Origin of the sequence: Citrobacter sp. Cf118 (assembly GCF_030334095.1) — a bacterium.
Taxonomy (GTDB): domain Bacteria; phylum Pseudomonadota; class Gammaproteobacteria; order Enterobacterales; family Enterobacteriaceae; genus Citrobacter; species Citrobacter freundii.
On the sequence record NZ_JAOWES010000082.1, the window covers coordinates 1 to 15,100 of the forward strand.

Genomic DNA, 15,100 nt, shown 5'->3' on the forward strand with positions numbered 1-15,100 from the left:
TGACCTGCCCCCACGATTAGATACAACACTCAGTTAGTAACGTCGGAATCTTCATTCTCAGAATGACCCTTTCTCCAGCCCGCTGCAAATTCAGACGGTGTCTGATAATTCAGCGTGGAGTGCGGGCGGCATTCGTTATAATCCTGCCGCCAGTCATTAATAATTTTCCTGGCATGAACGATATCGCTGAACCAGTGCTCATTCAAACATTCATCGCGAAATCGTCCGTTAAAGCTCTCAATAAATCCGTTCTGCGTTGGCTTGCCCGGCTGGATTAAGCGCAACTCAACACCATGCTCAAAGGCCCATTGATCCAGTGCACGGCAAGTGAACTCCGGCCCCTGGTCAGTTCTTATCGTCGCCGGATAGCCTCGAAACAGTGCAATGCTGTCCAGAATACGCGTGACCTGAACGCCTGAAATCCCAAAGGCAACAGTGACCGTCAGGCATTCCTTTGTGAAATCATCGACGCAGGTAAGACACTTGATCCTGCGACCGGTGGAAAGTGCGTCCATGACGAAATCCATCGACCAGGTCAGATTGGGCGCCGCCGGACGGAGCAGCGGCAGACGTTCTGTTGCCAGCCCTTTACGACGTCTTCTGCGTTTTACGCCCAGGCCACTGAGGTGATAAAGCCGGTACACGCGCTTATGATTAACATGAAGCCCTTCACGGCGCAGCAACTGCCAAATACGACGGTAGCCAAAACGCCTGCGCTCCAGTGCCAGCTCAGTGATGCGCCCTGATAAATGCGCATCAGCAGCCGGACGGTGAGCCTCATAGCGGCAGGTCGACAGGGATAAACCTGTAAGCCTGCAGGCACGACGTTGCGACAGACCGGTCGCATCACACATCAACATCACGGCTTCCCGCTTCTGGTCTGTCGTCAGTACTTTCGCCCAAGAGCCACCTGAAGCGCCTCTTTATCCAGCATGGCTTCGGCAAGCAGCTTCTTGAGTCTGGTGTTCTCTTCCTCAAGCGACTTCAGGCGCTTAACTTCAGGCACCTCCATACCGCCATACTTCTTACGCCAGGTGTAAAACGTGGCATCGGAAATGGCATGCTTGCGGCAGAGTTCACGGGCGGGTACCCCAGCTTCGGCTTCGGCTTCGCGGAGAATACTGATGATCTGTTCGTCGGAAAAACGCTTCTTCATGGGGATGTCCTCATGTGGCTTATGAAGACATTACTAACATCGGGGTGTACTAATCAACGGGGAGCAGGTCAGAAGGTTACGCCGACTAAAGGCCTCCTAGGATTTTGATAACCCCTTGTAAGCTACAATGTAAACATTAAGTATCTCTTTGCAGAATTGAAGCATTGCCCGATCTTTTCCGAGTAATGCTTTTTATTAAGTCTTGCAACGTTGTGAGGACTGATTTTGACTCATTTTGTAAGTCCTAACGTTTCCCTGAAAACCATGCAGAAACGTTTTAATTACCTTCAATCCAGCTAAATCAATGTCTGCTCCTCGCTGTGAGTTCAACCGATGGATGCAACACATTGATTGAACCGTTCTGCGGGTGATTCATAGTCTAGCGTTTTTCTCGGCCTTTCGTTGAGCTGTCTGGCAACACTGTTAAGTCTTTGCTGGCTGTGAACCGATAAGTCAGTTCCTTTTGGAAAATATTGTCTGAGCAATCTGTTCGTATTTTCATTTGAGCCACGTTGCCAGGGAGATTGAGGATCACAAAAATAAATCTGAATGTCTGTCGCTATAGTAAATCGTGTGTGGCTGGTCATTTCAGCGCCACGATCCCAAGTTAATGTTTTATAAAGCTCAGCAGGTAATTCCCGGGCTTGTCTGATGAGTGCAGATATAACCGTTATGGTCTTGTTGTCTCTGATCTTCGCCAGCATAACAAAACGAGAATGACGTTCTACGAGGGTGATGATATAGGAGTTTTTCGAGCCCTGAATCAAGTCACCTTCCCAGTGACCTGGGATGGCTCTGTCAGCCGCCTCTGGTGGCCTTTCGCTGATAGGTATCGTGTTCGGGATTGACCCTAATCCTTTCCCTTTAAGCGATGACGTTCTGGATCTACGCACTGCTCTTCCGCTTCTGAGGCATTGCTGCAGCTCTTTTTTTAATGCTCCCCGGGTTTGTATAAAAAGCGTTTTATAAATCGTTTCGTGTGACACATGCATTTCCTGATTATCCGGATAACAGCGTTTCAGCCAACCGGCGATCTGTTCCGGCGACCAGTCCTGATGCATCTTCTCTGCAATGATTTTACACAATGCGGGGCTTCCAATTAGCTTGCAAGGTTTTGGTCTCAGTGCATTTTCCCACGCAGTAGCATCGGCTTTTGCTGCACGGTATTGTTTTGCACCACCGTGCCTCCTGACCTCGCGGCTAATCGTTGAGGGCGCTCTTGATAATTTGGCGGCGATATCCCTGATACTGAGTTTTGCTACCAGCCCTCTGGATATCTCCTCTCTTTCATCAAGCGAAAGCGCTAATCGGTGCCGTTTTCGCACGGGAGGACGATAGCCGCCTGTCTGGTGGATAGTGGGCATAATGGAAGAATGATATCTGTCGAACATTCTGGCGATATCATGTAGAGAATCACCTTGCTTATATCTGTCCCAGATAATTGCCTTCTGCTCTGGCGTGTAGTTAATCCGAGTTCTTCGTTTCATGACAACGTCCCCCTTGATTAAGGATAGCGTTGCATCGACCCGTTGAACTCACAGCTCAAAGCAGACGTTTTCCCCTGTCGCATCGTACATTAACGCATAGTTTGGATTAACTCTGGTCCTTGATTCTTAACATTCCCGACGGCACGCGTCACGGCGTGCCACAAAAATTTATCAGCGGACACGGAACCGTCAGCTACAATCTCCTCCGCTTCTTTCCCTCCAACATTCTGCCTCATCCATTCGCGAGCAGCATCTGGTGACAGTACCAGTGGCCGCCTGTCGTGAATATCTACCAGTCCTTTATCGGCAGCAACTGTTACTATCAGGAATCCTTCAGCTTCATCTCCACGTTCGAATGGTGTGCTGCCGATCGCCGCCATGAAAATCGGCTGGCCATCGGCTCGATGAATAAAGTAGGGCTGCTTTATGTCACCTTCTTTTTTCCATTCGTACCAGCCATCAGCAAAGCAAATTGCGCGACCATGTTGCCAGAGTGGTTTAAACATTCTGCTGGTGGCCGCAGTTTCAGAGCGTGCGTTAATTAGCGGGGGTTTATCCCACCATCCGGGGGCGTATCCCCAGATAACTGGATCAAGATGGAGTTTCTCGTCACGTTCGCTTAGAAGCAGAACTTTGGTGCCTGGCGCGACGTTAAAACGTCCTATTGGTTCGGGATCATATGGAATGTCTCGTTCGACTTCGCCAGCGAGAAGGGCGAGATAGTCTTCACGCGTCATCGACTGTGAAAAACGTCCACACATAGAAACCTCCAGCCATATGTCAGACTGAAAGTATAGGGCAGGAAGAAAAAGTGGTGCGCACCGGTAATGATTTAAAAAGAAGCTTGTAAGGTAAGTCGGAATGATGGTTTTGTGAATTGATGAATTCTTAAAAATGGGTAGATGCTGGAACAATGCGATCCCGAACCTTTCCCGACGACGCCACGAAACCAATAGCAACTGATTGATCTTGAATGGGTGCAATAGTAAGTATCAGGAGGTGTTTTTTAGTGGCTTTTTGGTGTTAAGTTATTGAGGTTTATAGATTATTACGTTTTGATTTGTAAACAGGAATCGTATTCGGTCTCTTTTTATGTGGCGAATGCGATGCCATCCAGGGCAAAACACGACTTATCGCATGCTGCATTCTCCATAAACCATACCATACTCCTGCCCACGATCGTCCAGGCTTTTTTACCATCATTGCTAAAATTATAACCAGGTACCCTTGTACTCTGGAGGCGACATGGGACGACCTGACAATATCTATCAACGAATCGACGGTACGCAGTGGCGTCACGTCTGGGTGGTTGGGGATATCCACGGCTGCTTCTCGATACTGATGGCTAAACTGCGGCAGTACCGTTTTGATCCCTGGCAGGATCTGCTGGTTTCAGTGGGGGATGTTATTGACCGTGGACCAGACAGTTTGCGTTGCCTGAAATTATTGCGTAAACGCTGGATTGTCGCGGTCAGGGGGAATCATGAACAGATGGCGCTGGACGCGCTGGCGACGGGGGATAAATTCATGTGGTTAATGAATGGTGGCTCGTGGTATGCGCAGGCGGAGCAACCGGCAGCGAAATTCGCTCTTGAAGAGTGTTGGCAATTACCCTGGATTCTGGAGCTGCACTGTCAAAACGGCATACACGTTATTGCTCATGCCGATTACCCGGATGATGATTATCAGTGGCTAAAAAAGATCGATTTACAGCGTGTGCTGTGGGATCGTTCGAGGCTAATGAACAACGGTTGTGGGATTCGCGGCGCGGATCACTTTTGGTTTGGCCACACGCCGTTGCGCCATCGGCTGGATCGCGAGAATCTGCATTATATTGATACCGGTGCTGTATTTGGCGGCGAGTTAACGCTGGTACAACTGCAATAATCAAAAATCGCTGTATTCCTGGGCCGGGTGCCAGAAACTATCAATGTAGTCATCCGCGGGTAAACACCCTCCGTTACGAATACGTTGATCGTCCATCGATATCAGGCACTGCTGCTCAGTTTTGTAGACATCAACCACGATATCTTCACAACCGCCATCCAGGTAGCACACAAAAAGAACCAGCGTGAACATTCCATCCTCAAATGGTAAAGCCATAGCTGTAGTGTAGAAGATGTTGATAGATGAGGGAAATTAACCAAGAAATAACCCGTCTGGCGACGGGTTCTTTTTGAATCAGGCAAGGCGCATGATCCAGGCATCTGACTTACGATCGTAGTGTTCGCGAAATAGTACTGAATGTTCTCCGTTCAACAGGGCCGGGACGCTGGTATCGGCATCCCAGGCATCCAGTTGCATACATAAATCCGGGTCGGATTTACACGGAATGGTTAACGTTCGGTCCCCCGGCGATTCGCCATGTAACTCGGCGTCGTCGATTTCAAAAGCGCCAATGCGCACACTGGTTTTCATCATCGTGCTCTCCGTTAATTTGCTAATTGTGGTACGACCAGTTAGATCGTCCATTTTTCAGCGTAGTCAACGTTAGCAAAAGCGCCAGTAAAAACGTGCGTTATCCCGTAAAGAGTTTGCCATCCCGGACAAGATCGCGTGGGTAGCTATTCTTCAGTCGCGATCCAATACGTTTTGCCAGACCGATAGGCTGATGCTGGAATGTAACCAGTACGTCGTCACTCGTCGGTGTGGCTTGTGGGTAGACATCCCGGCCGCGGTACCACTCTTCAGCTTCGGCAAGCGTCAGTTCAAACGCATGGCTGTGATTTGGGTTGGCGAGCGCGATGACGGCTTCATGCTGCCAGCGGTAGCCTTTATTGTGCGTTTCCGCTAATTTGACGCCGAGTCGGGAAAAGCGGACTTTGCCGATCAGTGGCTCAATTTCTGTTGGGAATAGCCAAATCTCTTTATCGCGCTGCCACAGGCGTAAATTATCTTCCCACTGCAGTCCACAAGCGCTCGCGGCTTGCGCGACAAGCGCAGACTCGCGTCCTTTCAGCGGGCTAAACGGGAAGTTACCGACTTTATATGTCGGCGCAGGTAGTGGAGGGATGGCGGCTGTTTTGCGCAAACGCGCAACGAAGAAACCTTCGCAATCGTAAATTTGCGGAAACACATGCAGGAATCCTTCCGGCGTCAGGGCGCGTTCGGCCTGTGGAAATAAATCGCCGAGTGGTAAAAACTCGACGGCGTCCGGGTAGGTTTCAATCAACCACTGCATGACGTTTTCATTTTCGTCACGGTTAAGTGTACAGGTGGAGTAAACCAACGTGCCGCCGGGGCGCAGAGCGTGAAAGGCGCTGTCGAGCAGTTCGCGCTGAGTTGCGGCAATTTCCAGATTACTTTCTGGCGACCAGTTTTTTAGCGCATCGGGGTCTTTACGCACTACGCCTTCCCCGGAACACGGGGCGTCCAGCAATATGGCATCAAATGATTCCGGCAACGCAGCGCCAAATACTCGTCCGTCAAAATGGGTCAGGGCGACGTTGGCTATCCCGCAACGGCTGATATTGGCATGCAGGACTTTGACGCGACTGGCAGAAAATTCATTCGCCAGAATGGCGCCTCGATTATTCATCTTTGCGGCAATTTGCGTGGTTTTGGAACCGGGGGCTGCCGCGACATCCATTACGCGTTCAGGGGTATTACCTTCGGCAAACAGCGCAGCGACTGGCAGCATTGAGCTGGCTTCCTGAATATAAAACAGGCCGCTTAAATGTTCTGCTGTGCTACCGAGCGGCACTGACTCTTCTTCATCGCGTTCGATCCAGAAACCTTCAGCACACCAGGGAACCGGAGTGAGAGACCAGTTGTAAGATGCTGTCAGTGTGAGGAAATCGGCAACGGAGATTTTCAGCGTATTGACGCGAATGCTGCGGCGCAACGGGCGCTGACAGGCAGCGAGAAAATCATCTAATGAGAGCGTGGAAGGCATTGCTTCACGCATTTTAGTCAGAAAGGCGTCGGGAAAATAAGCCACTTGGTACCACCGGCAAAAAAACAGGTGCGTAGTGTAGCATAAGTGCTCCGGCGCGAGTACGCCGGAGCAAGTGGAGAGATTATCGTGGCAGGGCGGTTCCCCATTCACGCCACTCTTTCGGTTCGCTTTCGAGCAACAGGAAGTGTTTACCTGCCTGCGCTTTAGGAGCCAGCGGTGTACCTGGTGGAGTCGCGAAGGCGATGCCGCCGCGGATGAACTGATTGAAGGTACCGGTCTTCACGACACCGCCAGTCAGGCCGAAGTCAAGATTGTAGCCGGATGCCAGCCAGAACACGGAGTTGTTGCGCACCAGATGCTGATAGCGCTGGCTAATGCGCATGGCAACCATCACACGATCGGAAAGCGAGCCCAGCGTCAGCCCGGTGACGGTCCCCACTTCAATACCTCTGAACAAAACTGGGGTTCCGATATTCAGTGAACCTGCTTCCGGTGCTTCCACCACAATACTCAGACCATCGAGGTAACGAGAGTCGGTAATGGTGGCTTCCTGCAGCTCAAAATCACGGCGCGGATTACCGCGTCCGGGTTCAACGTTGATGTACGGCTGCAGGATTGTATCCAGATGCTCCACGCCAGCTGCCGAAATTTGCGGGGTGATCACGGAGAAACGGGTACCGCTTCGCGCGAAGGTCTGCACGTATTCCGGGTACAGAACCGCTTTTGCCTGCACTTCGTTACGGGCGGTGATCAGCTCAAGCGTCTGAATCTGGCCGATATCGATTCCCAGGTAGCGAATCGGCATGCCAGCAGCGAGTTTACCGGCATCGAACGCATGCAGCGTTATCTGGCCGCCTACCGCACGCGCGGCGGTTTCCGAAGCATACAGAATGCGCTTGTCGCCTTTGCGTTGGCTGGCGCTGGCACCGCTTAAATTATCGAAGCTAATTGCCCCTTTGAGCGCGCGTGAAAGGGGAGATGCCTGTACGGTTAATCCGCTGCCGTTAAGCTGAACTTTTGCTCCGCCTTCGGCCCAGAACACGCTGTTGCTGGTCAACAGGTTGCGATATTCCGGTTTAATATGCAGATCGATATCAAACGCATCGGCGCGAGGACGAACGCTGATCACTTCACCGACCTCGAATTTGCGGTATAGAACCACCGAGCCGGCCTGCACATCAGGCAGCGTTTCGGCGCTCAGGCTGACCGTGGTGGTTGGCAGATCGCTCAGGCTGTTTTCAATCGCTTTTTCCAGGTTGGCATACAGCGGGTAGCTTTTTTTCATTTCCCCCTTGGTACCGGGCAAAATACGAATGCCGCCGCTGAGCCACTCGCTGGCGCTGGCGCCAAGGAACTCCACGCCATCAAGTCCGACTTTGACGTCCACGCGGCTGTTGACCACGAACTTACTGTCACCTTGCACCAGGTCACGATGCTGCGGTTCGATGGCAACGGTAAATGAAACGCCTTTGCTGGAAAGCGTGCGCTCAATCACCTGACCGACCTGAACGCCGTGGAGAATCAGCGGCTGGCCAGCATCAATACCGTAACTCTCCGGTGCGGTGAGCGTAAATGTCATGACCCCTGGATCGTGTAACAACGACTTCTCTGCGGGGATAACAACAAACTGGCTACGCGGCTCGCCTTCGCCGGGGACCAGTTCAAACGTTTTACCCGTCAGCAGTGAGCTGAGATCGGCATCGTTTAACGATAATTTAGGGCTGTGTAATTCAATCCGCGTGTTGTCGCGCAGCAGCGTTACGACGCTGGGGTCGACCGTCATTTCTCCAGTCACTTTACCGCCTGGATTTAAATCCAGTTTGGTGAGTTGGCCGACTTGTAATCCTTGATACATCAGCGATGTTGAGCCAGCTTTGAGTCCGTCCCCGCTGGGTAAGTCAAGCTTGACGATCACCCCGCGCTGGCTGTGCGCGAGATCCTGATATAAACCAAACGTGTCGTCGGCTGCGGCGGGTTTTGAGTCTTCAGGCGAATCAAAAGCAATGGCGCCATTGACCAGCGCGGCCAGACTCTCCAGTTTGATCTTCGCGCCGCTGAGGCTGACATCCGCATTCACACCGGAGACGTTCCAGAAGCGGCTGCCTTTTTTCACCAGATTGGTAAACCGACGTTCAATCAGCACGTCGATAGTTACGCCCTGATTGTTGGGGTTGATAGTGTAGTCATACACCCGGCCCACCGGAATCTTACGGAAATAAACCAGCGAACCGCTATTGAGCGAACCGAGGTCAGGCGCCCGCAGATGCAGCATCAAATCGCCATTATCCAGACGGTATTTGGGCTGCGTGTCGAGGGCAACAAAATGATCTTCTTCCTCGCCGGTTCCGGGCATCATGCCGATATAGTTACCACCAACCAACGCATCCAGACCTGAAACTCCGGCCAGCGACGCTTTCGGCGTGACCAGCCAGAACTGGGTATCTTTGCGCAGTGCATCTTTCATGCTCGATTTGATGCTGACGCGGACTTCAATTTTACGCAGATCTTTGCTGAGGTTGATATCCTGCACCGTGCCCACTTCAACGCCCTGATAACGAACGGGCGTGCGTCCTGGTACAATGCCGTCCGCGGACATGAAGTCAATGGTTACGGTATTGCCGCGATCTTCATAGCTTCCCCAGATAAGCCATCCTGCGATCATCAGCGCAATGAACGGCAGCAGCCAGAACGGAGAGATACGGCGTTTTGTTTTAATCTGCGCTTCAGTCTGCGAAGCGGGCGTTTCCTGACTCATGTGCATCCCAAAGTAAGCGGCTGTCCAGCCATTCCACAGCAAGAATAGTCAATATTACCGCCGCGCCGAAATAAAACGCAGCCGGTCCCATAGTAAAAGCAAGTATCTGATCGCGATTAATCAGCGACATGGTTAAAGCGATAACAAAGAGATCCAGCATCGACCAGCGGCCAATCCAGGTCACCATACGCAGCAGTTTTATGCGGGTACGCAATCCTTGCTCGCAGTTAAAATGGATGCTGATGAGCAACGTAAACATCACAATCACTTTGGTGAATGGCACCAAAATACTGGCGATAAAAACGATCGCCGCCACGCCGACGTTGCTGTTTGCCAAAGACATTATGCCTGACAGGATAGTGTCTTCCTGCCTATCACCGTTGACATAAATTACCGAGATGGGCAGCAGATTAGCAGGCAAAAGCAGGACAATCGAGGCCAGTAGCGCCGCCCAACACTTTTGGATACTTTGATTCCTGCGCCAGCGCAGCGGGATATGGCAACGAGGGCAGCGACCCCGAGCGTCCGGATAACCTGTAAAGTGACAGCCGAGGCAGACGCGGAGCTTTTCATCAGGGCGACGGGCTGGTCTTTGCGGGTAAAATCGGTCCCAAAGCTGCTCTACGTTGAGGTGCGACAGCGTCAAAATACTGAGGATCACCAGCGCAATAAAAGCAAACAGCCCCACACCGGGTTGCAAAAAAGCATAGTCCTGAACTTTGATCGACGCGACGCCAATGCCCACAAGATAGATATCGAGCATCACCCACTCTTTGAGCCTTTCCAGCATCAGCAGCACCGGGCGCAGGTTCATCCCAAGAATATTGCCAAACCACAGATAAGCAATTGAGGTCACGAGAATTAGCGGCGCGCCAGCGACGCAAAAAAGCACGAAAGAAGCAGTGAGGGGGTCACCTTGTCGGGTCATTTGCCAGATGCCTTGCATAACATTGGCATCAATGCGCACGCCTAATAAATATATGTGCAGGAGTGGCTCTCCCCAGGCAAAGGGCATCAGCAGCAACATGGTGAAAGCCATTGCCGCAAGTCGCGTTAATGACCAGTCGCGTCCGTCACGAATTTTTGCCTGGCAGCGTGGGCAAAAGGCACTTTGGTGCGAACGCATTTTAGGCAAGCTAAATATCAGGTCACATTCAGGGCAGCGATGATAATGTGCACGAGGTAGTGCCTCACCGATGGACCTGATGGCTATTTTTTTAGTTGGCGTGATGCGTGGTGTCGTTAAGGCCATGTATCGCGAATCAAATTGTTGAAGTAATGTTATCTTAACTCATGACGGGAATGATCTTGAGCATTAACGCATTTAATGTTTATTTTAGTAGGCTGCAGTTTTAAGTAAGACAACTAAGTGATTACATAATGAACAAAATAGAGCTATACACGGATCTGAACCGTGATTTTCAGGCATTGATGGCAGGTGAAACCAGTTTTCTGGCAACGCTGGCGAATACCAGCGCATTGTTGTACGAGCGTCTTGCAGAAGTGAACTGGGCCGGTTTTTACCTGCTTGAGGACGATACGCTGGTGCTTGGTCCCTTCCAGGGCAAAATTGCCTGCGTGCGGATCCCGGTAGGGCGTGGTGTGTGCGGTACAGCAGTGGCGCAGAACCAGGTTCAGCGTATTGAGGACGTACATGCTTTTGATGGGCACATTGCTTGTGATGCCGCCAGCAACGCTGAAATCGTCCTGCCTATCACCGTCGAAAATCAGATAATCGGCGTGCTGGATATCGATAGCACGGCGTTTGGCCGCTTTACTGAGGAAGATGAACAAGGTCTGCGTACACTGGTGGCACAGCTTGAAACCGTGCTTGCAACGACGGATTACAAAAAATTCTTTGCGCACGTCGCAGGATAATCAACGGATAACGTAGCAATTACTGATGACGTCATTATAATGTCGCCTGTTCATGCCTGCGCTTGTTGGCTACGTCCGTTGTAATCAGGAAATTTCATGGAAAATCAACCTAAGTTGAATAGCAGTAAAGAAGTCATCGCGTTTCTGGCCGAACGCTTCCCGCAGTGTTTTAGTGCGGAAGGCGAAGCGCGCCCACTGAAAATTGGCATTTTTCAGGATCTGGTAGAGCGTGTTGAGGGCGAAATGAACCTCAGCAAGACTCAGCTCCGTTCTGCCTTACGTCTCTATACTTCAAGCTGGCGCTATCTGTACGGCGTTAAATTGGGCGCAACGCGTGTTGATCTCGACGGCAACCCTTGTGGTGAGCTGGATGAACAACATGTTGAACATGCGCGCAAACAGCTGGAAGAAGCTAAAGCCCGTGTTCAGGCGCAACGCGCAGAGCAACAGGCGAAAAAACGCGAAGCGGCTGCTGCTGCCGGTGAAAAAGAAGGCGCACCGCGTCGTGAGCGTAAGCCGCGTCCTGCACCGCGTCGTAAAGAAGGTGCAGAGCGTAAACCTCGCGCTGAAAAACCAGCAGCAAAAGCACCGCGTGCTCCTCGCGAAGAACAGCATACCCCGGTATCTGATATTTCAGTACTGACGGTAGGGCAGTCTCTGAAGGTGAAAGCAGGAAATAATGCGATGGATGCCACCGTATTAGAAATCACCAAAGATGGCGTCCGTGTACAGCTGAATTCGGGTATGTCTTTGATTGTACGCGCAGAACACCTGGTGTTCTGAAACGGAGGCCAGGCCTGGCATGAACACTTTTTTTAGGCTTACTGCGTTAGCTGGTCTGCTTGCATTAGCAGGCCAGGCACTTGCTGTGGAAGACATCACGCGTGCCGATCAAATCCCCGTTTTAAAGGAAGAAACCCAGCATGCGACGGTAAGCGAACGTGTGACGTCGCGTTTTACGCGATCACACTATCGCCAGTTCGATCTGGATCAGGCGTTTTCGGCAAAAATTTTTGACCGCTATTTGAATTTGCTCGACTACAGCCACAATGTGCTGTTGGCGAGCGATATCGAACAGTATGCAAAAAAGAAAACGGTCCTCGGCGATGAACTGCGCACTGGCAAGCTGGATGTCTTTTACGATCTCTATAATCTGGCGCAAAAACGCCGATTTGAACGTTATCAGTACGCATTAAGCGTACTGGCACGTCCAATGGATTTTACCGGTAACGACACGTTTAACCTCGACCGAAGCAAAGCGCCGTGGCCGAAGAGCGAAGCAGAGCTTAATGCGCTGTGGGACGGTAAGGTTAAATTTGACGAACTCAGCCTGAAGCTGACCGGTAAAACCGATGCGGAAATTCGCGAAACGCTGACGCGCCGCTACAAATTTGCGATTCGCCGTCTGGCGCAGACCAACAGCGAAGATGTGTTCTCACTGGCGATGACAGCGTTCGCCCGTGAAATCGACCCGCATACTAACTATCTCTCTCCGCGCAATACCGAGCAGTTCAATACTGAAATGAGCTTGTCTTTGGAAGGTATTGGCGCGGTTCTGCAAATGGATGATGACTACACCGTCATTAACTCCATGGTGGCAGGTGGTCCGGCAGCCAAGAGCAAGTCGATCAGCGTTGGCGATCGTATTGTCGGCGTCGGGCAGACGGGCAAGGGCATGGTCGATGTGATTGGCTGGCGTCTGGATGACGTCGTGGCACTGATCAAAGGACCTAAAGGCAGCAAGGTACGCCTTGAAATTCTGCCTGCCGGTAAAGGTACCAAGACGCGCACCGTGACGCTAACGCGTGAACGTATTCGTCTCGAAGACCGCGCCGTAAAAATGTCCGTGAAAACCGTTGGCAAAGAAAAAGTTGGCGTACTGGATATTCCTGGCTTCTATGTAGGCCTGACTGATGATGTCAAAGTCCAACTGCAGAAACTGGAAAAACAAAATGTCAGCAGTATTATCATCGATCTGCGTACTAACGGTGGTGGAGCACTGACTGAAGCGGTTTCGCTTTCCGGTCTGTTCATTCCTTCCGGCCCGGTGGTTCAGGTTCGTGATAATAACGGTAAAGTGCGTGAAGACAGCGATACCGACGGCGTTGTGTACTACAAAGGCCCGCTGGTGGTATTGGTCGATCGCTTCAGCGCCTCAGCATCAGAGATTTTCGCTGCGGCAATGCAGGATTATGGCCGAGCGTTGATCGTTGGTGAACCAACCTTTGGGAAAGGCACCGTCCAGCAGTATCGCTCCCTGAACCGTATTTACGATCAGATGCTGCGTCCGGAATGGCCAGCGCTGGGTTCTGTTCAGTACACGATCCAGAAATTCTACCGTGTAAACGGTGGCAGCACGCAGCGTAAGGGCGTTACGCCGGATATCATCATGCCGACAGGTAATGAAGAAACTGAAACCGGCGAGAAGTTTGAAGATAACGCACTGCCGTGGGACAGCATTGATGCTGCGACCTACACTAAGTCAGATAATCTGACGCCGTTCGGACCTGAATTGCTGAAAGAGCACAATGCACGTATTGCGAACGATCCTGAGTTCCAGTACATCATGAAGGACATTGCGCGTTTCAATGCGATGAAGGATAAACGCAACATCGCTTCTCTGAATTACGCTCAGCGTGAAAAAGAGAATAACGAAGATGACGCAATGCGTCTGGCGCGTATCAACGATCGGTTTAAACGTGAAGGCAAACCGCCATTGAAGAAACTGGACGATCTGCCGAAGGATTACCAGGAGCCGGATCCGTACCTGGATGAAACGGTAAAAATCGCGCTCGACCTGGCGCATCTTGAGAAAGAGAAGCCAGCGGAACAGCCCGCAACCAGTCAATAACCTCGAACAGGCACAAGAAATTGTGCCTGTTTTTTTAACAAGTGCATGAAGACGTCAGCCTGATACGATAAAATGTAAAGTTGTGTCTTTCTGGTGACTTAGCACCTATGGATGCTTGAAAATAGTCATAAGACCCATACGATATGGGTAATCGCATAGTGCGCTTTGTTAAATTGAGGTTAAAAGAAAATTATGATGCGAATCGCGCTCTTCCTGCTGACGAACCTGGCTGTGATGGTCGTTTTCGGGCTGGTATTGAGCCTGACAGGGATCCAGTCAAGCAGCGTTCAAGGCTTGTTGATCATGGCACTGCTGTTTGGTTTTGGTGGTTCCTTCATTTCGCTGCTGATGTCCAAATGGATGGCGTTAAAGTCCGTTGGCGGGGAAGTGATCGAACAGCCTCGCAATGAAAGAGAACGCTGGCTGATGAATACAGTTGCGAATCAGGCCCGCCAGGCCGGGATCGCTATGCCACAGGTTGCAATCTACCACGCGCCAGATATTAACGCGTTTGCGACCGGTGCCCGCCGGGATGCCTCGCTGGTGGCTGTAAGTACTGGCCTGTTGCAAAACATGAGCCCGGATGAAGCCGAAGCGGTTATCGCGCATGAGATCAGCCACATTGCCAATGGCGATATGGTGACCATGACGCTCATTCAGGGGGTAGTAAACACCTTCGTTATCTTTATCTCACGTATTCTGGCGCAAATTGCCGCTGGCTTTATGGGCGGAAACCGTGATGAGGGTGAGGGTAGCAACGGTAACCCGTTGATCTACTTCGCGGTGGCGACGGTGCTGGAACTGGTGTTTGGTATTCTGGCGAGCATCATTACCATGTGGTTCTCACGTCATCGTGAATTCCATGCGGATGCCGGTTCTGCAAAACTGGTGGGGCGTGAAAAAATGATCGCCGCGCTGCAGCGCCTGAAAACCAGCTATGAGCCGCAGGAAGCGACCAGTATGATGGCGTTCTGCATCAACGGTAAATCCAAATCGCTGAGTGAGCTGTTTATGACTCACCCCCCGTTGGACAAACGTATTGAAGCGCTGCGCAGCGGTGAGTACCTGAAATAAT

13 protein-coding genes are annotated in these 15,100 nt (G+C 51.3%); 5 read left to right on the top strand and 8 right to left on the bottom strand.

Features of this window, described 5'->3' with window-relative positions; genetic code table 11:
• Positions 1 to 29: 29 nt before the first annotated feature.
• The 3 genes from OGX67_RS09665 to OGX67_RS09675 form a co-directional block, all read right to left on the bottom strand.
• A protein-coding gene (locus OGX67_RS09665; protein WP_286525769.1) for an IS3-like element ISSen4 family transposase occupies positions 30 to 1,156 on the bottom strand; the annotation gives its coding sequence in 2 pieces (ribosomal slippage) (positions 30 to 892 and positions 892 to 1,156; 1,128 coding nt in all).
• A gap of 326 nt (positions 1,157 to 1,482) precedes the next feature.
• The gene (locus OGX67_RS09670; RefSeq protein WP_063942054.1) at positions 1,483 to 2,643 is read right to left on the bottom strand and encodes an IS30-like element ISCfr4 family transposase; all 1,161 of its coding nucleotides are present in this window, start codon (positions 2,641 to 2,643) and stop codon (positions 1,483 to 1,485) included.
• Between the two features lie 89 nt (positions 2,644 to 2,732).
• A complete protein-coding gene (locus OGX67_RS09675; protein WP_286526393.1) occupies positions 2,733 to 3,404 on the bottom strand; it encodes an SOS response-associated peptidase in 672 nt (223 codons plus the stop codon).
• Between the two features lie 484 nt (positions 3,405 to 3,888).
• Between OGX67_RS09675 and pphA the strand changes: the two genes are divergently transcribed.
• Positions 3,889 to 4,530 carry a protein-serine/threonine phosphatase gene (pphA, locus tag OGX67_RS09680; protein ID WP_003034937.1) on the top strand — a complete coding sequence of 214 codons (642 nt, stop codon included), beginning with the start codon at positions 3,889 to 3,891 and terminating at the stop codon, positions 4,528 to 4,530.
• Here the strand turns inward: pphA and OGX67_RS09685 are convergent, their stop codons facing one another.
• The 5 genes from OGX67_RS09685 to yebS all read right to left on the bottom strand — a co-directional run bounded on the left by OGX67_RS09685 (position 4,531) and on the right by yebS (position 10,548).
• On the bottom strand, positions 4,531 to 4,722 hold the full coding sequence (locus OGX67_RS09685; RefSeq protein ID WP_003034941.1) for a YdfD/YebW family protein: 192 nt from the start codon (positions 4,720 to 4,722) through the stop codon (positions 4,531 to 4,533).
• A 102-nt stretch (positions 4,723 to 4,824) separates the two neighbouring features.
• A complete protein-coding gene (locus OGX67_RS09690; RefSeq protein ID WP_029139506.1) occupies positions 4,825 to 5,061 on the bottom strand; it encodes a YebV family protein in 237 nt (78 codons plus the stop codon).
• Between the two features lie 100 nt (positions 5,062 to 5,161).
• A complete protein-coding gene (rsmF, locus tag OGX67_RS09695; RefSeq protein WP_257651118.1) occupies positions 5,162 to 6,583 on the bottom strand; it encodes a 16S rRNA (cytosine(1407)-C(5))-methyltransferase RsmF in 1,422 nt (473 codons plus the stop codon).
• A 79-nt stretch (positions 6,584 to 6,662) separates the two neighbouring features.
• A complete protein-coding gene (locus OGX67_RS09700; protein WP_257651119.1) occupies positions 6,663 to 9,296 on the bottom strand; it encodes a PqiB family protein in 2,634 nt (877 codons plus the stop codon).
• Positions 9,265 to 10,548 (bottom strand): membrane integrity lipid transport subunit YebS, encoded by a 1,284-nt coding sequence (gene yebS, locus OGX67_RS09705; RefSeq protein ID WP_286526397.1) that lies wholly within the window; start codon positions 10,546 to 10,548, stop codon positions 9,265 to 9,267. The genes OGX67_RS09700 and yebS overlap by 32 nt, the downstream gene beginning before the upstream one ends.
• Positions 10,549 to 10,676: 128 nt before the next feature.
• Between yebS and msrC the strand changes: the two genes are divergently transcribed.
• From msrC to htpX, 4 genes are all read left to right on the top strand, one after another.
• Positions 10,677 to 11,174, top strand: coding sequence for a free L-methionine (R)-S-oxide reductase MsrC (gene msrC / locus OGX67_RS09710; protein WP_003034953.1), 498 nt, complete (start codon positions 10,677 to 10,679; stop codon positions 11,172 to 11,174).
• 96 nt (positions 11,175 to 11,270) lie between these two features.
• Positions 11,271 to 11,957: an RNA chaperone ProQ gene (proQ, locus tag OGX67_RS09715; protein WP_003034957.1), complete on the top strand. Its 687-nt coding sequence runs from the start codon at positions 11,271 to 11,273 to the stop codon at positions 11,955 to 11,957.
• 19 nt (positions 11,958 to 11,976) lie between these two features.
• Positions 11,977 to 14,025, top strand: coding sequence for a carboxy terminal-processing peptidase (gene prc, locus OGX67_RS09720; RefSeq protein WP_003034960.1), 2,049 nt, complete (start codon positions 11,977 to 11,979; stop codon positions 14,023 to 14,025).
• A gap of 192 nt (positions 14,026 to 14,217) precedes the next feature.
• Positions 14,218 to 15,099, top strand: a complete 882-nt coding sequence (gene htpX, locus OGX67_RS09725; protein ID WP_003034964.1) for a protease HtpX — start codon at positions 14,218 to 14,220, stop codon at positions 15,097 to 15,099.
• Position 15,100: the final 1 nt, after the last annotated feature.

Excerpts from the sequence above, each read along its gene's own strand:
- OGX67_RS09670 (WP_063942054.1), bottom strand. The coding sequence starts at position 2,643 with ATGAAACGAAGAACTCGGATTAACTACACGCCAGAGCAGAAGGCAATT.
- OGX67_RS09675 (WP_286526393.1), bottom strand. The coding sequence starts at position 3,404 with ATGTGTGGACGTTTTTCACAGTCGATGACGCGTGAAGACTATCTCGCC.
- pphA (WP_003034937.1), top strand. The coding sequence starts at position 3,889 with ATGGGACGACCTGACAATATCTATCAACGAATCGACGGTACGCAGTGG.
- OGX67_RS09685 (WP_003034941.1), bottom strand. The coding sequence starts at position 4,722 with ATGTTCACGCTGGTTCTTTTTGTGTGCTACCTGGATGGCGGTTGTGAA.
- OGX67_RS09690 (WP_029139506.1), bottom strand. The coding sequence starts at position 5,061 with ATGAAAACCAGTGTGCGCATTGGCGCTTTTGAAATCGACGACGCCGAG.
- OGX67_RS09700 (WP_257651119.1), bottom strand. The coding sequence starts at position 9,296 with ATGAGTCAGGAAACGCCCGCTTCGCAGACTGAAGCGCAGATTAAAACA.
- yebS (WP_286526397.1), bottom strand. The coding sequence starts at position 10,548 with ATGGCCTTAACGACACCACGCATCACGCCAACTAAAAAAATAGCCATC.
- msrC (WP_003034953.1), top strand. The coding sequence starts at position 10,677 with ATGAACAAAATAGAGCTATACACGGATCTGAACCGTGATTTTCAGGCA.
- proQ (WP_003034957.1), top strand. The coding sequence starts at position 11,271 with ATGGAAAATCAACCTAAGTTGAATAGCAGTAAAGAAGTCATCGCGTTT.
- prc (WP_003034960.1), top strand. The coding sequence starts at position 11,977 with ATGAACACTTTTTTTAGGCTTACTGCGTTAGCTGGTCTGCTTGCATTA.
- htpX (WP_003034964.1), top strand. The coding sequence starts at position 14,218 with ATGATGCGAATCGCGCTCTTCCTGCTGACGAACCTGGCTGTGATGGTC.